General features: G+C 68.3%; 19 protein-coding genes and 1 tRNA gene. 12 read left to right on the forward strand and 8 right to left on the reverse strand.

Going from position 1 to position 20,594, the window contains the following annotated elements; genetic code table 11:
• Positions 1-38 precede the first annotated feature (38 nt).
• The 7 genes from VES41_RS09075 to VES41_RS09105 all read left to right on the forward strand — a co-directional run bounded on the left by VES41_RS09075 (position 39) and on the right by VES41_RS09105 (position 6,764).
• On the forward strand, positions 39-746 hold the full coding sequence (locus VES41_RS09075) for a lema family protein (protein WP_324815801.1): 708 nt from the start codon (positions 39-41) through the stop codon (positions 744-746).
• A gap of 77 nt (positions 747-823) precedes the next feature.
• On the forward strand, positions 824-2,182 hold the full coding sequence (gene rsmB / locus VES41_RS09080; protein ID WP_324815803.1) for a 16S rRNA (cytosine(967)-C(5))-methyltransferase RsmB: 1,359 nt from the start codon (positions 824-826) through the stop codon (positions 2,180-2,182).
• A gap of 34 nt (positions 2,183-2,216) precedes the next feature.
• The gene (locus tag VES41_RS09085; protein WP_324815806.1) at positions 2,217-2,801 is read left to right on the forward strand and encodes a DUF4390 domain-containing protein; all 585 of its coding nucleotides are present in this window, start codon (positions 2,217-2,219) and stop codon (positions 2,799-2,801) included.
• The gene (locus VES41_RS09090) at positions 2,798-5,140 is read left to right on the forward strand and encodes a sensor histidine kinase (RefSeq protein ID WP_324815808.1); all 2,343 of its coding nucleotides are present in this window, start codon (positions 2,798-2,800) and stop codon (positions 5,138-5,140) included. The genes VES41_RS09085 and VES41_RS09090 overlap by 4 nt, the downstream gene beginning before the upstream one ends.
• Positions 5,141-5,161: 21 nt before the next feature.
• Positions 5,162-5,857: a response regulator gene (locus VES41_RS09095; RefSeq protein WP_324815810.1), complete on the forward strand. Its 696-nt coding sequence runs from the start codon at positions 5,162-5,164 to the stop codon at positions 5,855-5,857.
• A 36-nt stretch (positions 5,858-5,893) separates the two neighbouring features.
• Positions 5,894-5,969: transfer RNA gene (locus tag VES41_RS09100), tRNA-Phe, on the forward strand.
• 204 nt (positions 5,970-6,173) lie between these two features.
• Positions 6,174-6,764 carry a GAF domain-containing protein gene (locus tag VES41_RS09105; protein WP_324815812.1) on the forward strand — a complete coding sequence of 197 codons (591 nt, stop codon included), beginning with the start codon at positions 6,174-6,176 and terminating at the stop codon, positions 6,762-6,764.
• Positions 6,765-6,820: 56 nt separating this feature from the next.
• On the opposite strand, the gene VES41_RS09110 is transcribed toward VES41_RS09105, so the two are convergent.
• The gene (locus VES41_RS09110) at positions 6,821-8,326 is read right to left on the reverse strand and encodes a DASS family sodium-coupled anion symporter (RefSeq protein WP_324815815.1); all 1,506 of its coding nucleotides are present in this window, start codon (positions 8,324-8,326) and stop codon (positions 6,821-6,823) included.
• A gap of 191 nt (positions 8,327-8,517) precedes the next feature.
• Between VES41_RS09110 and VES41_RS09115 the strand changes: the two genes are divergently transcribed.
• Both VES41_RS09115 and VES41_RS09120 read left to right on the forward strand, forming a co-directional pair.
• Positions 8,518-9,306, forward strand: coding sequence for an HpcH/HpaI aldolase family protein (locus VES41_RS09115; protein ID WP_324815817.1), 789 nt, complete (start codon positions 8,518-8,520; stop codon positions 9,304-9,306).
• A 173-nt stretch (positions 9,307-9,479) separates the two neighbouring features.
• Positions 9,480-9,971 carry a YbhB/YbcL family Raf kinase inhibitor-like protein gene (locus tag VES41_RS09120; protein WP_324815820.1) on the forward strand — a complete coding sequence of 164 codons (492 nt, stop codon included), beginning with the start codon at positions 9,480-9,482 and terminating at the stop codon, positions 9,969-9,971.
• Between the two features lie 24 nt (positions 9,972-9,995).
• On the opposite strand, the gene VES41_RS09125 is transcribed toward VES41_RS09120, so the two are convergent.
• Positions 9,996-10,316: a hypothetical protein gene (locus tag VES41_RS09125; protein WP_324815823.1), complete on the reverse strand. Its 321-nt coding sequence runs from the start codon at positions 10,314-10,316 to the stop codon at positions 9,996-9,998.
• Positions 10,317-10,690: 374 nt separating this feature from the next.
• Between VES41_RS09125 and VES41_RS09130 the strand changes: the two genes are divergently transcribed.
• The 3 genes from VES41_RS09130 (at position 10,691) to VES41_RS09140 (ending at position 14,558) form a co-directional block, all read left to right on the forward strand.
• Complete coding sequence (locus VES41_RS09130) at positions 10,691-12,919, forward strand: sensor histidine kinase (protein ID WP_324815825.1); 2,229 nt, start codon at positions 10,691-10,693, stop codon at positions 12,917-12,919.
• On the forward strand, positions 12,910-13,617 hold the full coding sequence (locus VES41_RS09135; protein WP_324815827.1) for a response regulator transcription factor: 708 nt from the start codon (positions 12,910-12,912) through the stop codon (positions 13,615-13,617). The genes VES41_RS09130 and VES41_RS09135 overlap by 10 nt, the downstream gene beginning before the upstream one ends.
• Before the next feature lie 140 nt (positions 13,618-13,757).
• On the forward strand, positions 13,758-14,558 hold the full coding sequence (locus VES41_RS09140; RefSeq protein WP_324815829.1) for a winged helix-turn-helix domain-containing protein: 801 nt from the start codon (positions 13,758-13,760) through the stop codon (positions 14,556-14,558).
• Positions 14,559-14,657: 99 nt separating this feature from the next.
• On the opposite strand, the gene VES41_RS09145 is transcribed toward VES41_RS09140, so the two are convergent.
• The 6 genes from VES41_RS09145 to VES41_RS09170 all read right to left on the reverse strand — a co-directional run bounded on the left by VES41_RS09145 (position 14,658) and on the right by VES41_RS09170 (position 20,321).
• Positions 14,658-15,332, reverse strand: coding sequence for a hypothetical protein (locus tag VES41_RS09145; protein ID WP_324815831.1), 675 nt, complete (start codon positions 15,330-15,332; stop codon positions 14,658-14,660).
• A gap of 8 nt (positions 15,333-15,340) precedes the next feature.
• The gene (locus tag VES41_RS09150; RefSeq protein WP_324815834.1) at positions 15,341-16,162 is read right to left on the reverse strand and encodes a hypothetical protein; all 822 of its coding nucleotides are present in this window, start codon (positions 16,160-16,162) and stop codon (positions 15,341-15,343) included.
• Positions 16,159-16,662: a hypothetical protein gene (locus VES41_RS09155; protein ID WP_324815837.1), complete on the reverse strand. Its 504-nt coding sequence runs from the start codon at positions 16,660-16,662 to the stop codon at positions 16,159-16,161. The genes VES41_RS09150 and VES41_RS09155 overlap by 4 nt, the downstream gene beginning before the upstream one ends.
• A 13-nt stretch (positions 16,663-16,675) precedes the next feature.
• On the reverse strand, positions 16,676-17,323 hold the full coding sequence (locus VES41_RS09160) for a hypothetical protein (protein ID WP_324815839.1): 648 nt from the start codon (positions 17,321-17,323) through the stop codon (positions 16,676-16,678).
• A 23-nt stretch (positions 17,324-17,346) separates the two neighbouring features.
• Positions 17,347-17,940, reverse strand: coding sequence for a hypothetical protein (locus VES41_RS09165; protein WP_324815841.1), 594 nt, complete (start codon positions 17,938-17,940; stop codon positions 17,347-17,349).
• Between the two features lie 146 nt (positions 17,941-18,086).
• Positions 18,087-20,321, reverse strand: a complete 2,235-nt coding sequence (locus tag VES41_RS09170; protein WP_324815843.1) for an SdrD B-like domain-containing protein — start codon at positions 20,319-20,321, stop codon at positions 18,087-18,089.
• Between the last annotated feature and the right edge of the window lie 273 nt (positions 20,322-20,594).

A 20,594-nucleotide genomic window follows, 5' to 3' on the forward strand; every position in this document is an offset into this window, starting at 1 on the left:
TCACGGCAGGGGGGCGTTTTTTTTCACCGTGCCTCTTCATGAACGGATTGACTCAACTCATTCCGGCGTCCTTCCACTGGTGGGTGGTGGGCGCCGTCCTGGTGTTCTGGTTCGTCGGTGCGTACAACCGCCTGGTGCGGATGCGCTCGGCGGCGCAGGCGGCATACACCGCGTTGGACTCGGCCTTGAACAGGCAGATCGACTACGTCAAGGCGCGGGTCGGCCAGGCGCGCGATGGCGCGGCCGAAGGCCGGTCCGGCGGCGGTGATGCGCCGCCGGCCGGCAGCCTCAACGCAGTGCCCGAAGGCGCCGGCGGCGCGGCCCTGGACCTGGACGCCGCCAACTCGCTCTGGGCTGCCGCCGCGCAGACTTCCGCGATGATGGGCGTGGCCCGGCTCAAGCCGCTGGACCCCGTCAGCATCGCGGCGCTGGGCACCGCGCTCGATGTGCTGCTGCAAGCCTGGGAGCGCCTTTTTCCGGGCGAGGCAGTCCGGTTCGACGCCGAGGGCTCGCTGTCGCGGCCGGCGCCGCTGGGTGGCGCGGCGCTTGCATCGGTGGACGCGGCGGGCGCCGAGTCGAGCGGCCTGCCATCGTCCCTGGCCTGGCCGGAGCCGTCCGCGGCGACGGAGATCACGCGGGGCCAGTTCAACCTCCTTGTGCTTCAGTACAACCGGGCGATCGGCCAGTTTCCAGCCGTGCTCGTCGCCTGGGCGTTCCGCCTGCAGCGGGCCGCGCCCCTGCTGTAGACGCCGCGGGCCTCAGCCGCCCCAGCGCAGGGCTTACTATCGCCTGAATCTTGCCGTCCAATTCTTCACTTCCCCCGATGCCTGAACCCGCTGCGCCGCCAGGGCAGCCCGCCCTGTGGCGCCAGCTGCAGGCATGCGCCGCGGCCATTGCGGCGATTCGTGCCGGCCAGTCCGGCACTGCGGCGTTCGACGCGGTCGAGCCGGGCCTGCGCCCCGGCGTGCAGGCCTTGGGTTTCCAGGTCCTGCGCTCGCTGGGCCGGGCCGAGGCCTTGCGGCGCCACCTGGCGCGCCGCACGCCGCCTCCGGCTGCCGATGCGCTGCTCTGCACCGCCCTGGCGCTCGCCTGGCGGCGCGACGTGGCCCCCTTCGAGCCGTTCACGCTGGTCGACCAGGCTGTCGAGGCGGCCAAGCGCCATGCCGGCACGCGCGCGCAGGCCAGCTTCATCAACGCCTGCCTGCGGCGCTTCCTGCGCGAGCACGACGAACTCGTGGCCGCGACCGACAGCGAGCCGGTTGCCCACTGGAACCATCCGCGCTGGTGGATCGAACGGCTCAAGCATGATCATCCGCACGACTGGCAACAGGTGCTGCGGGCCGACAACACGCAGGCACCCATGACGCTGCGGGTGAACCTTCGGCGCATCGGTGTCGGTCCCTACCGCGAAGCGCTTCAGCACGAGGCTGGCCTGGCAGCCCAGCCGGTCGCCGGCAGCGGACTGCAGTTGGCCCGGGCGCGTCCGGTTCGGCAGTTGCCCGGCTTCGCCGAGGGCGAGTTCTCCGTGCAGGATGCCGCAGCCCAACTCGCCGCCCCCTTGCTGCTGGACGGGCTGGCCTGGCCAGCCGGGGCGCCGCTGCGCGTTCTGGACGCCTGCGCCGCGCCAGGAGGCAAGACCGCCCACCTGCTGGAACATGCGCAGGACCGGCCGATCGAGGTGACGGCGCTGGAGGTGGATGCCGGGCGAAGCCAGCGCATCGGCGAAACCCTCGAGCGCCTGGGCCTGGTCGGCCAGGCCCGCATCGTGGTGGCCGACGCCGGGCGCCCGAACCAATGGTGGGACGGCCGACCCTTCGATGCCATATTGCTCGACGCGCCATGCACCGCCTCCGGCATCGTGCGGCGCCATCCCGACGTGCGCTGGCTGCGCCGCGAGACCGATGTCGAGCAGTTGGCGGTCCAGCAGGCCACCCTGCTGGCTGCTCTGTGGCCCCTGGTCCGGCCGGGCGGGCGGCTGCTCTATTGCACCTGTTCGGTATTCCGCGCGGAGGGTGTGCACCAGATTGATGCGTTCCTTGCGCACAACACCGACGGCCGATTGATGCCTTCGCCAGGGCATTTGCTGCCCCAAAGCGGGCGGAATGGGGGTGGCCTCCCGGAAAATCCCTTGGGTGACCACGACGGCTTCTTCTACGCCCTGCTCGAGAAACGCCCCGCCTGAAGCTCGCCGCCCGGCTCGTTTCGGGGGGATCCTCGTGGTTCTCGCCCTGTGCCTGTCGCTTCTGACGCTGTCGACGGGCGTGCGGGCCGACGACGCCAACACCGAACTGACCCAGTTGCGGCTGGTGCGCATCGACGACGGCGTCTACCTGAGCGCGGCCGTCCAGTTCGATCTGCCCGAACTCGTGGGCGAGGTCCTGGAAAAAGGGATCGCCGTCTATTTCGTCGCCGAAGCCGAGGTCTACCGGGAACGCTGGTACTGGTGGGACACAAAGGTTGCCTCTGCAGCGCGACACATGCGGCTGGCCTATCAGCCGCTGACCCGGCGCTGGCGGCTCAACGTTTCGCCGGTGCCCATCAGCAATGCCGGCTTCGGCGCCTCGGTGGCCCAGAACTTCGATTCGCTGCAGGAGGCGCTGGAGGCGATCAAGCGCATCGGCCGGCTCCGGCTGGCCGACGCCGCCGCCATCGGCGACGATCCCGAGCACGCGGTGGTGTTTCGCTTCCGGCTCGATACTTCGCAGTTGCCCCGGCCGTTCCAGATCGGCGCCGTCGGCCAGTCCGACTGGAACATCTCGGTCGAACGCAGCGTGAAGCTTCCCATGGAGAAAGGCCCGTGAGCGACAAGTCCGTCCGGCCTCCGGCCTCGCCCGAGGCACGCCGGGCGCGTGCCCGGCGCTGGACGCTGGGCGTGGTCGCCGCGCTGGTCACGGCCATCGGCCTGGTGCTGATGTTCCTGCTGGCCCAGGCCACCAACAACCGCACCTTGTACGAGCGCAATTACGCGCGCCTGTTCGGCATCAACGTGGTGGTGGCCGTGCTGCTGGCACTGGTGCTCGCATGGGTGGCGTTCCGGCTCGTCAAGCGCCTGCGCCAGGGCAAGTTCGGCAGCCGCCTGCTGATCAGGCTGGCTGCCATCTTCGCGCTGGTCGGCGTGGTGCCGGGCTTGCTGATCTACGTCGTGTCCTATCAGTTCGTCTCCCGCTCCATCGAGAGCTGGTTCGACGTCAAGGTCGAGGGCGCGCTGGACGCCGGCCTCAACCTCGGCCGGGCCACGCTGGACTCGCTGTCGCAGGACATGTCCAACAAGGCGAGGGCCGGCGGCGCCCTGCTGTCCGACGTGCCCGATACCGCGGCGGGCTTGGCGCTCGAGCGGGTACGCGAGCAGTTCGGCGCCACGGACGCCCTGCTGTGGACCGCGAACGGCCAACTGATCGCCGGTGCCGGTGCCTCGCGCTTCCAGATCAACCCCGAGCGCCCGCCGGCGCAGATGCAGCGGCAGGCCCGCGCCAACGGGGCCGTCGCGCAGATCGAAGGCCTGGACGACACGCCCACCGTCGCTGGCACGCCCCCGACGGCGACCGTGCGTGCGCTTGCGCTGGTGCGTCGGCCGGGCTTCGAGCTGGGCGCTGAAACGCGCTTTCTCGAGCTGACCGTTCCCTTGCCAACGGCCGTCGTCGCCAATGCGCTGGCGGTGCAGGAGGCGAACCGCGAATACCAGGAGCGGGCGCTGGCGCGTGGCGGACTGCTGCGCATGTACATCGGCACCCTCACCCTGAGCCTGTTCCTGGCCGTGTTCGGTGCCGTGCTGCTGGCGGTGCTGTTCGGCAACCAGCTGGCGCGGCCTCTGCTGGTGCTGGCCGATGGCGTGCGCCAGGTGGCCGGCGGCGATCTGCGTCCCACCACCGTGCTGCCCGGCAAGGACGAACTCGGCGGCCTGACCCGCTCCTTCGCGCTCATGACCCAGCAACTGGCTGACGCGCGCGGCGCCGTCGAGAAAACCCTGGGCGAACTCGACGCCGCGCGCGCCAACCTCCAGACCATCCTGGACAACCTGACGTCGGGCGTGATCGTGCTGGCGGTCGATGGCACGGTGCTGTCGACCAATCCCGGCGCTACGCGCGTGCTGCGCATGCCGCTTGCCGCCTACGAAGGCCGCAACCTGGCGGAAGTGCCGGGCCTCGAGGAATTCGGCCGGGACGTGCACCAGCAGTTCGAGGAGTTCGAGGTGGAGCGGTCGCAGCATGGCCTGGACCATTGGCAGCATGCGTTCGAGCTGCATTCGGGCGGCATGGCCGACGACACCGTCAACCTGGTGGCGCGCGGCGCCGAGCTGCCGGGGCCGGCGCGCCTGCTGGTGTTCGACGACATCTCCGAGATCGTCTCGGCGCAGCGGGCCCAGGCCTGGGGCGAGGTGGCCCGGCGCCTGGCGCACGAGATCAAGAACCCGCTGACGCCGATCCAGCTGTCTGCCGAGCGGCTGGAGCTCAAGCTTGCCGGCAAGCTCCAGGGCAGCGCCGAGCAGGCGATACTGGCCAAATCGGTCAAGACCATCGTCGACCAGGTGGATGCGATGAAGCGGCTGGTCAACGAGTTCCGCGACTATGCCCGCCTGCCGGCCGCCGACCTGAAGGCGGTGGACCTGAACGCACTCGTCTTGGACATCCTGCACCTGTATGAAAGCGACAGCAACCACGACCGGGTGCAGGCAGAGCTGGATCCGCGTTGCCGCTCGATCCGCGGCGACGCCCAGCAACTGCGCCAGGTGATCCACAACCTGCTGCAGAACGCGCTCGACGCCACCGAGGCCGCGCAGGCCGCCCGTCACCAGGCCGAGGGCGACGCGCCCCCCGTCCCGCCGGTGGTGGTGCGGACCCGGTTGAGCGAATCGGGCGAGCGCGTGCGCATGACCGTGCAGGACTCTGGCACCGGATTTGCTGAGAACATCCTCAAGCGCGCCTTCGAGCCGTACGTCACCACCAAGGCCAAGGGCACGGGGCTCGGCCTGGCGGTGGTCAAGAAAATAGCTGACGAACACGGGGCCCGTATCGAACTTTCCAATCGCGTTCAGGACGGGGCTGTGGTAGGGGCCCAAGTCTCGCTATCATTCGCGCTGTCGCCGGAACGGCCCGCCGTTGCTGCGGCGCCGCATTCTTCTCAAGAACATCCCGTCATCTGAGCATCGCCGCAACAAGCATTCATGGCAAATATTCTCGTGGTCGATGATGAGTTGGGCATTCGCGACCTGCTCTTCGAAATCCTCAATGACGAAGGCCACAACGTCGAACTGGCCGAAAACGCCGCCGAGGCGCGGGCCGCGCGCCAGCGTGCCCGGCCCGACCTGGTGCTGCTGGACATCTGGATGCCCGACACCGATGGCGTCACGCTGCTCAAGGAGTGGTCCACTGCCAACCTGCTGAGCATGCCGGTCATCATGATGAGCGGCCACGCCACCATCGACACCGCCGTCGAGGCCACGCGCATCGGCGCGTTTGCGTTCCTGGAAAAGCCGATCACCCTGCAGAAGCTGCTCAAGGCCGTGGAGCAGGGGTTGGCCCGCGAAAGCGCCCGCCGCGCCGCCGCCGCCGTCGTGCCGCCCGCGAGCCCGTACGCCACGGTCGTCACCACCACCGGCGAGAGTGCGCTGCTGCCGTCGGCGGCATTGGCGCCGCTGCCCGACCCCGGTCCGCAATCGACCCAGAGCTTCGACCTCGACCGCCCGCTGCGCGACGCGCGCGACGGCTTCGAGAAGGCCTACTTCGAGTTTCACCTGGCGATGGAGAACGGCTCCATGACCCGCGTGGCCGAGAAGACCGGCCTGGAGCGCACCCACCTGTACAGAAAGTTGAAGCAGCTGGGCGTCGACCTGTCGAGAGGCCGCAGAAGCACTGTATAATCGCAGGCTCGACGCAAATATGCGTTGAGCCCAAAAGGCCCGGTAGCTCAGTTGGTAGAGCAGCGGATTGAAAATCCGCGTGTCGGTGGTTCGATTCCGCCCCAGGCCACCAGATTCAAACCTTGAGCAATCAAGGACTTAGACGGCCTCCTCGAGAGGCCGTTTTCGTTTCCGATCCGGAATGCGTCGCCAAGACGGCCGGTGAGGTCGGTGTCTGGAAATCGTCGGCGCAACGCTGACGCAACGGCCGCGCGCGGTCCCGGCGCCATGCTGCGTATCATCGAAGCCGACCAACGATCCACGATCAAGAGTGACGATGAATCCGCTGCACGATACCGGCTACACCCCCGACGCATTCGAGGTCCGCATCTCCGAGTTGCTGGTGGCAACCCCGGAACAGGGCGACGCGCTGATCAGCGGCGCTGTGCCGCAGGTGCTGCGCCAGTTGCGCGAGCACCTGAAGATGGACGTGATCTTCGTGTCCGAGTTCTGCGACGGTCGGCGCGTGTTCCGCCGCGTCGATACCGCCGCCGATGCGCGCGTGATCAACGAAGGCGAGTCCGCTCCGCTGGAGCAGAGCTTCTGCCAGCGCGTGGTCGACGGGCGCCTGCCTGAGCTCGTGCACGATGTCGCCGCGCTGCCCACCGCGGGCGAACTGCCCGCCACGCCGTTTCCCGTGGGCGCGCACCTGAGTACGCCGGTCGTGCTGAACGACGGCCGCATCTACGGCACCTTGTGCTGCTTCAGTTTTGCGCCCAACCCGACGCTGAGGGAGCGCGATCTTCACAAGCTGCGCATGTCCGCGCGGCTCACGGCCAAGCGCATCGACGACCAGCGGGCGCGCGATGCCGAGCGTGTCATGGCCAACTGGTCGATCGACGACGGCGCGCCGCAGCGCCGGCGGTAGAAGCGCCCGGCCGGTGCCGGTCCGTCGCGGCGCCGGCTGCGGGTTGGTGGGCGTGCCTACCAATGCCCAAGCACCTTCCACCACAGCAACCCGACCGTCGCGAATACCAGCAGTTCCAGCACGGCCATCACGAAGCCGACCGACCACCACTTGCCCATGCTCACGTAGCCGCTGCCGAAGATGATCGGCGACGTGCCGGTGGCATAGTGGGTCAGCGTCATCATGATCGCCGAGCCCGCGGCCATCATCAGCAGGAATGGCGTCAGGTAGTCGGGCGGCACCATCGCAGCGCCCACGGTCAGAAACGCCAGCATCATCGCGCTGATGTGTGCGGTGGTGCTGGCGAAGAAGTAGTGCGAGAACACGAAGACCAGCACCAGCACCCCGGCCGCATAGGGCCAGGCCATGCCGCTGGCCTGGATGGTCGATTGCAGGCCCCCGGAGAACCAGGCGATCACGCCGGCCTTGTTGAGCTCGCCGGCCAGCATGACCAGCGAGCCGAACCAGATCAGCGTGTCCCAGGCGCTTTTTTCCGAGAGCACGTCGTCCCAGTCGAGGGTGCCGGTGATCAGCAGCACGAACAGACCGAGCATGGCCACCACGGTGGCATCGAGCCTGAATGCCGGGCCGAAGAGCATGGCAGGTACGTCGGCCCACAGCAGGAGCAGCATCGCGAAGGTGCCGATCATGACGCGCTCCTTCGGTTGCAGCGACCCCATCGCCGCCAGCTCGCTGCGCGCGAACTGAACCGCGTCCGGCGTCTTCTTGAGCTGCGGCGGCGACAGCAGGTAGATCACCAGCGGCATCAGCAGCATGCACACCAACCCGGGCAGCAGCATGGCCAGCGCCCAGGTGCCCCAGCTCAGGTGGAAGCCCTGGTGCGTCACCTTGGCCACGTAGTCCACCACCAGCGGGTTGGGTGCCGTGGCCGTGACGAACATGGCTGAGGTGATGGGGTTGGCGTGGTAGTTGACCAGCGCCAGGTACGTGCCAACCTTTGCCTCGGTCTTCTGCTCGGGATCGGAGCCGAAGGCACTTGCGATCGATCGCATGATGGGGTGCACGATGCCGCCGCCGCGCGCCGTGTTGCTGGGCGTGAACGGTGCCAGCACCAGTTCGCACGCCGCCAGGCCGTAGCCGATGCCGATGGTGCGGCGCCCCAGCAGGGCGATGAAGCTCAGGCCGATGCGCTGGCCGAGCCCCGTCTTCTTGAGGCCGCGCGAGATCATCACCGACACCACGATGAGCCAGATGAGCGGATTCGCGTAGCTGGCCAGCGCGTCGGCGATGGCCTGCCTGGACGAATCGGCCGTGACCTGCGAGAGCGCGACGATCATCACGGCCATCAACGCCATCACGCCGATCGGCATGACCTTGAGGATGATGGCCACGATGGTGGTCAGGAATATCGCCACCAGCCCCCAGGCCTTCGGCGTCAGGCCGTCGGGCGTGGGCACGAGCAGGAGCCCTGCGAGCACCAGCGTGGTGATGATCGCGGGCACGATGCGAAAGGGCACCGCGCGCTTGAAGTACTTCGCAGCGTCGATCAGTCGTTGCAGCATGGCAAAGCACCTCCGTTTGGCGGGTCTCGGTCCGGGCGGGCGATTCGTGCGCCGGCGGATTCTCGCACCCGGCCGGATCCGCCGTGTCCCGCGCCGGGCCGCTTCACGCCCGCTTGGAACCATGCCAGACTGCGCCCGGACGCCTGGAGTCGAATCGACAGCCAATGCCTGCCTGAACAAGGAGCCAGCCCATGATCTCGTCCGATACGCAGCGGGTCCCGCGTCTGAATCGACTTCGAGACCTCTGGGCCGAGGGAGGCTGCGCCTACGGCGTCATCGCCACGATACCGTCCGTGCAGACGGTGCAGGTCCTGGCGCGCTCCGGGCTCGACTTCATGATCATCGACATGGAGCACGGGCCGATCGACCCGCTCAGCGCCCACGCGATGATCGCGGCAACTGGTGGAACGCCCTTGGTGCCCCTGGTGCGGGTGAGCGGCAAGGAGCCTTGGCATGCAAAGATACCGCTGGACATCGGGGCGATGGGCGTGTGCTTTCCAATGACGAGTGAACGTGCTGATGCAGAGGCGGTCGTCAGGGCGGTGCGCTATCCACCGGCCGGCGAGCGCTACTGGGGACCGTTCTTCGCGCCCTTGCGATGGGGCGTCACCATGCGCGACTACCTCGACCGCGCGGATGAAGAGGTGCTCGCCGTCGGCGTCCTCGAGTCCGTCGATGCGCTCGGCACTGCCGGCGAGGTTGCGGCCACCCCCGGCCTCGACATGGTGTGCATTGGTCCCGGCGACCTGGCCACGAGCATGGGCCTGCGCGGCCAGAGCGACCACCCCGACGTACAGGCGGCCATCGCGAGTTTCGAGACCGCGGTCCGCGGCAGCCAGGTCGTGCTCGGCGGCGTCGCGCTGAACGCGCAGCAAGGTCGCGCCATGCGCGAGCGCGGCTACCGCGCCTTGGTGATCGGTTTCGACTGGTCGCTGCTGCAACGCGGCATCAACGCGGCCATGGAAGGCATGTCGAACTAGCGCCGTCAGCCATCACCGCAAGCGCCGCCGCCGAATGGCCTCGGCCTTCCTCCGGCCGCCCGTTGGTTCAAAATGCCCGGTCATCCCGACGCGCGGCCGATCGGCCGCGATGCGGCGGGCACCCCGCATCCGTGCATGCAGCGGATGCCATTCATTTCTCAGGAGCACGACACATGGCATTCACCTTGCGCAGCCCCAGCTTCAATGAGCAGGACAGCCTGCCGCGCCAGTTCGTCCACCAGGCCATGGGCGCTGGTGGCGACAACATCTCGCCGGAACTGGTGTGGGAAGGCGCACCCGAAGGCACCAAGAGCTTCGCGCTCACCATGTACGACCCGGACGCGCCAACCGGCTCGGGATGGTGGCACTGGGTGGTGTACGACATCCCGGCCGATGCGACCGGCCTTGCGCAAGGCGCCGGCGCGGCCGGTGGCGCGTCTCTGCCCAAGGGCGCCCGCCTGGGCCGGACCGATTTCGGCACTGCCGAATACGGCGGCGCCGCTCCGCCGCCCGGCCACGGCCCGCACCGCTACATCTTCACCTTGTACGCGCTCAACACCGACAAGCTGGACGTGCCGGCCGACGCCACGGCGGCCTACGTCGGCTTCAACATCCACTTTGCCAAGATCGGCGAGGCCAGGCTCACCGCCGTCTACCAGCGCTGAGCAGCCAGGCGCCGCCTCCGGCTGCTACAGCCCGGGGGCGACGTACAGCGCATCGGGCGGCGTCGGCAGTTCCATCGTGGATTCGCCGACGTGGTCGAAATGCACCAGCCGCCCGTTGAAATGCGCCGACGGCATGTTGGTCCAGACGTGGTAGCGATAGCCGCCCGCAACGCGCTCGACCCGCAGGATGTTGAACACGGGCGGCACCACCACGCGCAGCGTGACGCGCACCGACGCACTGTCGGTCCCTACAGAGGATCCGGCAATGCATGGCAACACCAGCAGCAAGGGCGCTGCCACCGCGGCACACGCACTGCGGCCGCTCAACCCGTTCCGATTCAACATGACATTCCATCTGCCAAGGGTCTGGCGTTGTGGATATCGGCACAAAGATCGAAAACTTGAGCGGGCCGGCGTTTGGCGCCGAACAGGCCGGGTGTCTGCACGCGCCAAAGGTCGCGATGCCCGGGTCGATGCAACCATCTTCTCAGTCTGTGCGGCTGAATTCCATTCTCATATTAGTAACAAAGTGCGCGGATTTGCGCAGAAGGCGGCAAGAACATCCGAGTACAGGGGTGAAGCATCCGCTGCGCCGCAAGTGACTGCTTTAATAAGAGGGTGACATCGAGGTTTCTCGATGTTTCGTGAAGGCCTTGCGCGCATCCACCGTCTCGGGTGGGCGTCAGTGCAAGCGCCAAGGAAAGGGAGCAGTCAGAACAATGAAGCCCGCGGTCAAGGGGCGGTGGCGGTGTGCCTGCGCCATCGCCGTATTGCTCGGTGCACCGGCCGCTGCCGGCGCCACATCGGCCGACGTCCTGGTCGTCTATTCCCAGAACCGCCTCTTGCCGGCGAGCGTGCAGTTCGACCGCGGATTGAACCCGCCGGCAGAACGCTGGCGGCCGAACGCCAGGCTGCGCTTCTTTACCGAGTTTCTGGACCATCCGGATTTCACCGGCCTGGCGTACGAGACGCGCACGGCCCGGTACCTCGGCCAGAAGTACGCGGCGCGCAAACCCCGCCTGATCGTGGCCGTGGGCTACGTCGCGCTGACGTTCCTGCTGCGGTTTCGCCAGCAGATGTTCCCCGGCGTCCGCATCGTCCACGCAGGCGTGGACCGCGACTTCCTGAATGCGGCCGTGGGGCTGCGCGCCGGGCTGACCGGGATACCGGTGGACTACGACGTCGCCGGAACGATCGAGCTGGCACGCCGCCTTCATCCGAACGCTCGCCGTCTGGTCGTCGTCACCGGCGCGGCGCCGTGGGCCGAGGACCGCCTGGCCGACGTGCGCGACGCGCTGGCGCAGAGCAAGCCCGGTCTGCAGGTGCAGTACTGGTCGCACCTGAGCACCGACGTGTTGTTGCGGCGCCTGCGTACGCTCGACGCCGGCACCATCGTCTACACGCCCGGCTACTTTCGCGACGGGGCCGGCCAGAGCTACGCGCCACGGGAATCGGTGCGGCTCATGGCGGCCAACTCCGCAGCGCCGATCTATACGGTCGTTCCCAGCCACATCGGCTCAGGCGTGGTCGGGGGGCGGATGAGCACGTTCATCGACATGGGCCGCGCCACGAGGATGCTGATCGACGACATTCTCGAAGGAAGCGATGCTTTTCCCGCCGCGGCGTTGCCTGCGCTGCCCGCGTCGGCGCAACTCGACTGGCGGCAGTTGCGCAAATGGGATGTGTCCATGGATCGGGTGCCACCCGATGCGCTCTTGCGCTACCGCACGCCCACGTTCTGGGAGCTCTATCGTTCCCAGGCCTTGATGGGCGCGCCCGTCGTGCTCGGCCAGGCCGGCTTGATCGTCGCGCTGTTGTTCGAACGCCGCCGGCACCAGCGCACGGCGAACGCCTTGGCGGCCAGCCAGGAGCGCATGCGCGTCGCGGCCAAGGCGGCACGCCTGTCCATGTTCATCTGGGACATGGCCGGCACGTCGCCGGGCCACGCCGGCTGGCGCAATCCCGCGCCGCCGGGGCGCGGCGAGGCGAGGGGTTTCGACGCGGTGATCGAACAGGCGCACCCCGGCGACCGGGAGCGCTTGCGCGTCGCGGCCCAGCGCACCCTGGAGCACGGCGAGGACCTGGACACCGAATTCAGGACCGTAGCGGACGACGGCGGCGTTCGCTGGTTCGCCGCGCGGGGCCACCTCGGCCGGGGCGACCAGCTCACCGGCGTGGTGATGGACATCAGCGAACGCAAGGCCGCCGAACTGCAGGCCGCACAGGACCGCGCGGCCCTCGCGCACCTCGCGCGCGTCTCGACCATGAGCCAGCTGTCCGCCGCGATCGCGCACCAGATCAACCAACCCCTGACATCCATCCTCTCGAACGCCGAGGTCGCGCAGAAGATGCTGGGCCGTGCGGTTCCGCCTGTCGATGCGCTGCAGGAGATCCTTGGCGACGTGATCGCCGAGCAAGGCCGGGCGGTGGGCATCATCCGCCAACTCACGGCCCTGTACCGGCGGGGTCCGGCCGAACGCGCCAGCTTCCAGATGAACGGCCTGGTGCGCGAGACGCTCGAGCTGGTACACGCCGAGGTGGCCGGCCGTCAGGTGTCGACACGCCTGGCGCTCGGCGTCGCCATGTCGCCCGTCGAAGGCAGTCGCATACAGCTGCAGCAGGTGCTGCTCAACCTCGTCATGAACGCCATGGACGCCATGGCGGAAATTCCCGCGCCCGATCGCATCCTTGAAATTCGCACGTCGCAGGCGGGTGCGCAAATCGAAGTCAGCGTCTGCGACCGCGGCAAGGGGATGGGGCCGGAGGCGCTCGAACGCGTCTTCGCCCCGTTCTGGACCACCAAGCCCAACGGCGTCGGCGTGGGGCTGGCAATCAGCCGCGCCGTCGTCGAGGCGCACGGCGGCACGCTCGTCGCCGGCAACCGTCTGGACGGCGGGGCCTCGTTTCGCATTTCCCTTCCGCTACCGGCGACCAACCCATGCAAGTGAACACCGCAAATCCCGTCGTGTTTCTCGTCGACGACGACCCAGCCGTTCGAAGTGCGCTGTCGCGCGTGCTGCGCGAAGAAGGCTTCGACGTGCACGCCTACCCGTCCGCCGAAGCCTTCCTCGAGCGCCCGGATCCATCGTCGTACGGCTGCATCGTGCTGGACGTTTCCATGCCCGGTCTCGACGGCCTGGCTTTGCAGCAGCAACTGTCGAGCACCGGCGTGACGCTGCCGATCGTGTTCCTCAGCGGGCATGCCGACATTCCGATGACCGTCAGCGCCATCAAGGGCGGCGCGGCGGACTTCCTCACCAAGCCGGTCGGCAGCGCGCAGCTGGTCGAGGCCGTGCGCGATGCGATGGTCACCTGCGAATTCGCGCAACGCGAATACGAGGCGTTGACCGAACTCCTACGGCGCTTCGGCACGTTGACGCCGCGGGAGCGCGAGGTCCTCGACGCGCTCGTCGAAGGCAAGCTCAACAAGCAGATTGCGGCCGATCTGGGCGTGGTCGAACAGACCGTCAAGTTCCATCGTGCGCGTGTGATGGAGCGGATGCAGGCACGCACGGTGGCCGAACTCATGCACATGGCGGCAAGGCTCGGCACGACCCGCATGTCGCGTCATCGTCCTGAACAGAGGCTGCAACCACCCTTAAACCAAGGTCTAGTTTGCGCAGCGACCATTGGCAGCAACAATTAATTCATGGCGTGACATAAAGCACGGACGGGCTTCGAGCGGGCGGTGTCTGTGCTGAAAGCGCACGTGTGGATCTGGGATCGCCGCCGGCTCGCCGGCGCGTGATCTTCGTTGTGAAAGCTGTCGAAAAAGGGAGGCAAAGAATGAACATCGCTCTTGAAGCCGAGGCTGGCGACGCGTTGGCCGAACTCAACGGCCCCGACGAGAACATCCATCTCCAGGTCTGCCTGGCGGAGACAGAGTTGCGCGTGCGGCAACTGGTGCTCTGGGCGATCAAGGAAGCCGGCCACGACGTGGTGCTCGCCAAGGAGGCGCGTGACCTCGTGCGCTACCAGCGCCAGGGCATCGAGCCGAACGTGCTGGTCGGTTCATCGGCATTCATGCAGGCCACGGCGCGGGCGGGCGTACAAGGTGCCGCCGGGCCGGCGCTGCTGCTCGCCCGTACCCGCGACACGTCCTTCCTTCCCGCGTTCATGCGGCGCAATCCGGCCAACGACATCGTGGTGCTGCCCCAGTCCGACGATGCATTGCGGATGTGCGTCGCCGATTTCCTGCGGCGCCAGCAGCAGCACCGGCCACTTCGTTCATCGATCCGCGGGGACTACCTGTTCATGCCGCAGGTGTCGCAGGTGCATTTCGCGGGCCGGCTGGTCGTGCTGTCGCGCAGCAAGTTCGCGCTGGCGCAGGCGCTGTTTCTCAACCCCGACATGCCCATGTCCAGGGCGACGCTCTACAAGTTGGCATGGGGCGGAAAGCGCCGCGAAGTATCGCGGCTGATCGATTCGAATGTTTCACTGCTGGCGCATCTGCTGGAACTCGATGGGCGCCACGGCTACCTGATCAGGCACCACTTGCCGGACGCGTACTGCCTGGCCAGCACGCCGGAGCGCGTCGCGTCGCGTCAGCCTGGCAGGACCTCGGCGCGGGCGATGACCGTGCATTGATTTTTGAGCACCGGCCAGTCTCGGAGTGGCGTCAAGAGACGCCAGGGAGGCCCGGGCGGCCGGTGCTCGCCTTCTCGTGCAGGCCGCGGCTCGCGGCGCTCAGGGAACGCTTGCGGTGAAGCGGACCTGGCCGCTGTAGTTGCCGGCCAGCGGCATCTGCGCACCGGTGGGCGCATAGGTGAACGTCCAGGTGGCATTGCGCACCGTCACCCGATTGCCGAATGCCGTGCCCGCGACGTTGACCGAGGCGCCGTTGCCGGAGTCCGCCAGCGGCGGCGCCGGCAGGCCGCTGTCGCTGCTGCTGATGCCGATCCGCGACATCGGGATGGTGGCGCTGCCGCTGGCCAGCGGCGTGACCGTGGTCGCCCGCAGCGAAACGGTGCCGCCGTTGCTGCGCACCTCCACCGGCAGCGCGTTGCCGCTGGCCGAGACGGTGAAGGTGGGCGCTGCGCCGCTCCAGGCGCCGGTGCGGTTGTTGCCGTTGCTCGGCGCCGGGCCGCCCGGAACCGCCGGCGCCAGCGTGTAGGCCACGGTGGGAACGTCGCTGCCTTCGCCGCCCAGCTTCAGGTAGACGAACTTGTCGATGTTGATGGCAAAGCGCAGCGATGCGCTGGCCGGGCTGCCCAGCCCGTTGCTGTCGCCGGTGTCGGCCCGTCCCTTGCCGGGCGCCGCCGCCATCGCAATCGCGAGCGCGATCGGCAGCGCCAGCGCGACGCCATGCAGCCGCGCGCGTAATGGCGCGGGCCGCGGGCATGGGCGGGTGCGGACCGGCATCGCGTGGGTCAGCGCAGTTCGGCCTCGACCTTGAAGCCGCCCTTGTCCCAATCGATCACGCCCTTGAGCTTGATCGGGTACACCGGCTGCACGGTCTTGCCCGCCTCGCCACGCGCCAGCAGCGCGATGTCGCGGGTCTGGCCGGGCATGACGGGCGTGCCTTCGGGCGCCATCTCGAACTCGGTGCCGCGGGCGTCGATGGCCTGCAGGCTGCCGTCCAGCCGTCCGTGCGCATCGCCGGCGTTGCTGACCGTGACCACCGGCGTGCGCTTGCCGCCGACATCCTTCATGGCAACCCGGCTGAGCGTCATCTTCGGCTCGGCGCCGTTGAGCGCCACATACACCGCCACCGCGACGCGCCCTGAAACCGGAAGGGACAGGCTGGCGCCGCCGCGGGCGATGTCGGCGCGATAGGCCGGCTCCGCGCCTTCCAGCGCGATCATGAAGCGGCACTCGCCGCGCGGTGCGTCGGCCGGCGGCTCGAGCTGGAAGCGAAAGCTCGCCTTGTCGCGCGCGCCGACCTTCACGGTGCGGCGCTCGAGCGTCACCCAGGGGCGGCAGCTGCCCGGTTGCAGCGCGTCGTAGTAGCCGACCTCGCCTTCGGGCGAGTAGGTCCAGTCGAGTGTGCGCACGTTCACCTCGGTGGCCTCGCCGCCGAGGTTGTGGATCTCCAGGGACTGGCCCAGGCGCTTGCCGGACTGGGCCGACAGCTCGAAGCGCGACGGCGTCACCGCCACCTCGAAGGGGGCGGCCGAGGCCTGGCCGGCCGCGAGTAGTACCGGCAGCAGCGCGCAAGCGGCGGCGCGTCGGGAAAGGGAGAGGAAGTTCATGGCAAAAGTTCGATCTCGAAATAGGCCTCGAAACCCAGCGGCATGCCGGGCGACAGGCGCAGCTCGCGCATATCCACGCGCCAGGACAGGTCCAGCGACTCCTGCAGCCACGGGCCCGGCACGACGCCGTTCCACACCGGGATGCGCTGGCCGGGCCGGCCCTGGCCGCTGGCGAACAGGCCCTGGGTGTTCCACTGCACCGTAATGGCGCCGGGGGTGCGCACCCCGGGCACGCCCGCAGGCAGGACATAGTAGACGCGCGCACGGCGGCCCACGTAGCGGGCGGTGTTCAGCCGGTACTCTATGCGGCCGAACGACACCCGCGCAAATGGCGTGACCGGAACGCCCGGGCGCGCGATGCCGCCGTCGTCGAAGGTCGCCTGGACCTGGGCGCGTGGCGAGGCCGAGTCGTCCAGGCGCTCGACTTGCGCCCGCGCCGGCAGGGCGGCTGCCAGCAGCAGGGCCGCGACGGCGGCGGCGGCGCGAATGGCGCGTTGCATCCGGCGCATCATGTCAGAGCATGGTCGCCGTGAAGCGCACCGTGCCGCGATAGGTGCCGGCCGGATACACGGTGCTGTTGGCGTATTCGAAGTTCAGCGTGTTCGACAGCTGGCGCGAGCCCTGCAGCAGGGCAACCGGGTCGAACCGGGCCAGTTGCTGCCCCGCGGTGCCGCTGAAGGTGCCGTTCTGGATGTCGATGTTCGCGCCGGCCGACGAGCTGGCGTCGGTGGAGGTCCAGCGGATGCTGGTGAAAGGGATGCTCACGCCGCTGCAGGTTGCGGGCGTCTGGCAGCTCAAGGCCAGCGACGAGTCCACGGTCAGCGTGACCGTGTCCGGCTGCAGCCCGAAAAAGGGGCGGCTGGGCGTCACCCGCACGGTGACGCCGGCCTGGTTGGTGGAACTGTTGGTTCCGGCGACGGGCGCGGGCGTCAGGCCCACGTTGTTGCCCGCCACGTTGAAGACGATCTCGTCGATCGCGTTCGCCGAGCCCACCTGCAAGGTCAGGCCGTAGGAGCCGTATGCATTGGTGAAGGTGAATACGGCGCCCGCGTCGCGCGCGCCGCCCAGCAGCGCCGCCAGGCCCAGCAGCGCATGCGCGAGGCGGCGCCCCGGGCCGATGCGGCCCGGGCGGAGCATTGCAGCAAAGCGTTGCAGGTCCATGGCGTCGGTCGTGGCGCTGACGCTCAGAGCGTCGTGGCGGTGTAGGTCACCGTCGTCGTGTAGGTGCCGGCTTGCCAGCTGGACGGCGTGCCGCCGCTCAGCTGGTACGTCCAGGTCGACGTCTTCAGGTCGTTGGCGCCGAACGTGGTTGCGGAGCCGCTGGCCGTGGCCAGGGCGCCGCCGGGGTGGTTCAGCGTGCCATTGTTCTGGACCGTGAAGTTGGCCAGCTTCGGGCCGGTGCCGGTGAACTCCGTCGCCGCGTACGAGAGGCTGCCGCCGCCCGCCGCGTTGGTCCACGCGTAGACCTGCAGGCCGGTGGGGTTGGCACTGGTGCCGGTCGTGGGAGCCGCGCCGTTCCAGTCGAACTGCTTGTTGCTGCCGTCGGTCAGGCCGCTCAGGCTCAGGCCGGCCGTCCAGCTGAGCGTGTTGATCGTTGCGTTGGCATCGCCGATGCGCAGCAGCACCAGCTTGGGCACCGCGACGCTGAGCTTGACGTTCGCCTTCGCGGTCACGGTTGCGCTGCCGGCAGCGTCGTATCCGTATTGGCTCTCGGCCAGGGCGGTGCCGGTTGCAAGGGCCAGGGCGGCCGCGGCCACGAGGGTGTAGATCGATTTCATTTTGAAGGTCCTAGGGAAGAAAACGTTGGAACGGGAGATGAGAAAGAAGCCCGCAACGGGCGCTCGACTGGAAAGAGCTCGGTCGGCTGCGCTCGCCCCTTGGAGGGGGCGTGCGTAAAGCGCCTGGCCCGTTGTCTGCTGCATGGTCATTCCCCCACCTTGATCACGGGGATGTCGGCGTAGGCTCGGCCACGCAGCGGAACGAAGGCGCTCGACGCGGCGTCGGCGTTCGTGCCCCAGGGCAACGGAACGCTTTCGGGCGTGAGCGTGATCTGGTGACTGCCGGTGGTCACCATCGGGAATTCATAGCGGCCGTCGCGGTCGGTCACCGCTCGGTAGCGGCCGTCGAGCACCACCTCGACGTTGGCAACGCCGTTCTCGCCGGGTTGCTGGCGCCCGTCGCGGTTGGCGTCCTGGAAGATGCGACCCGACAGGCTGCCGGTGCCGGCACCGCCGTTGCGCACGCCCACGGTCTGGAACGGCACGCCGGTGCTGCCGTCGTAGCGCAGGTAGACGTACACCGTCTTGTCGTCGCTGCGGTAGACGTTCGGGCTGTTCAGCGGCGCCTGGAACGCCGTGGAGCGCGCCTGGTTGAGGTTGGCCGACACGCCGGCATGCCAGCCGGGCGCGAGCTGTTTCTCGGCCGAGATGGCGCCCGACAGGCCGCGGCTGGTGTACAGGTCGCTGTCCTGCGAGGTCCAGCGCAGGTTGGCTGCCACGTAGAAGTCGCTGTCGAACCAGTAGCGCGCGATCACCCCGGCGGTCGGGTATTGGCGCGTGGTGCCGCCGCTCTGGTCGTTCGCCCAGCCCAGCGTGGTCGTCAGCTCGGGGCGCTGGGCCTCGTAGCGGCCGCTGATCCAGTCCTGCTCCCACTGCACTTCCTGGCCGGTGGCCTTGTCGCCGAACAGCACGATCTGTTCGTTGCGCAGGGCCGTCACGCTCAGGCGGGTGCGCGGGAGATCGAAGAACTGCGTCTGGTAGTAGAGGTTGGCGTACACGCCGCGGTTGTCCGCGGGCTGGTAGCCGCTGGGCGCGTCGTCGAACTGCGTCTGATAGACATTGAAGGTGCCGCCCACCGAGCTGACCCGGTCCAGCGTGAACTGGAAGTTGCCGCTGGCGCCGGTGCGTGCGTAGGCATAGGGGCTGAACAGGGCGTCCGATTCGCCGCGCTCGTAATCCAGCCCGCCGCCCCACGACAGGCGGTAGCCGTTGTGGTCCACCCGCCAGTAGGCGCCGCGCGTGCCGTTGGCCAGCGACATGTCGCCGAAATGCAGGTCGGGGTCGGCGGTATAGGCGCCGACCTGATGGGCATAGCGGCCCAGGCGGGCGCTGGCCTCGACGAACACGCCCTCGGCTCCGCCGGTGGGAACGCCGAAGGTGTCCGAGCCGACCTGGCTGCCGACCACCGTCGTGCGCACCCGTACGTCCTGCTCGGCCAGGGCACGGGGGGCGTAGGCCACCGAACCAGCCCAGCTGGACACATCCTTGGAACCCAGGCCCAGCGGCGAGTAGAGGCTGTAGTAGTAGGCCGGGACGTCCTGCGCGTGGTCGAATTGGCCGGAGACCGTCCACTCGTCCGACAGGCGGCGCGTCGCGCCGAGCCAGCTCAGGTTGCCCTGGCTCTTTTCGAAGCCAGGATAGGGGCCGCCGGCCCAGTAGCCGCGCTGGCCGGTGCCGGCGCGCACGTCGAGCCCGTCGCCGAACACCCGGGTCGACAGGCCGCGAACGGTGCTGCTGCCCAGGGAAAGACGGTAGTTGCGCGACAAGCCGTCGGTCACCTCGCTGTACATGTCGCCGAGCGTGTTGTCGGCGAACAGGCCGGGCGTCAGCGGCATGCCGACGTTGCGCAGCGTGATGCGATCGCTGGTGGTCTCGCGCGCATAGCCCAGCGTGCCGATGCCCCCGAAGTCGGTGAAGCGGTCGCCTTCCAGGTGGCGGGTATCGATCTGCAGGCGGATGTCGCCCCAGTTGAGTGTTTCCTGCCGGTATTCGGCGCGCACGCCCATCTCGGTGGCCTGGCGGCTCGGATAGTCGCTGTCGTTGCTCTGGCCCCAGCCGATGCGGCTTTCCAGCGACCAGGCGCGCAGGCCCTGCGGCGCGTCAGCGGCCGCCTGCGCGTCGTCCACCGACGCCGCGGCGCCGGCCTCGGACTCGCTCATGACCTTGTCCTCGTAGGCCGGCGGCTGCGCATCCTGCTTGGCGCGCAGGCGCTCCTGCTCGGCCTGCAGGCGATCGATGGACTGGATCTGGGCGTCGGCCACGGTCAGTTGCTTCGTGGATTCAGGCGCGCCGGCCGCACGCGTCGGCGCCGCGGGAAGGCCCAGCAAGCCGAAGACGACGCAAAGCAACTGCGTGCGCGGCGCGGCAAGTCTCTGCGTCAAAAAAGTCTCGGCTGTCAATTGGGAACATCTCCAGGCCTTTGAATCGTTGTCGGTGTGGACTGTAGGAAATTTCCCTCAAAGAGAGGAGAGATAAAGTTCTCACTTTTAACATTTCGCACAACGTTCGTTGCAATCAGGAACAATTTGGCATTCAAACGTTGGCCGGGTGTTGTGCCTATGCCATTGAGAGCGGCAGCCGCATCCGGACGTAGGCCGGCGCCTACACATCGTTGCCGAGGTGAGACAAGGCGTCTTCAACATTCCGGCTAACGT

This window comes from Variovorax sp., from assembly GCF_035634955.1.
Lineage (GTDB): Bacteria > Pseudomonadota > Gammaproteobacteria > Burkholderiales > Burkholderiaceae_C > Variovorax.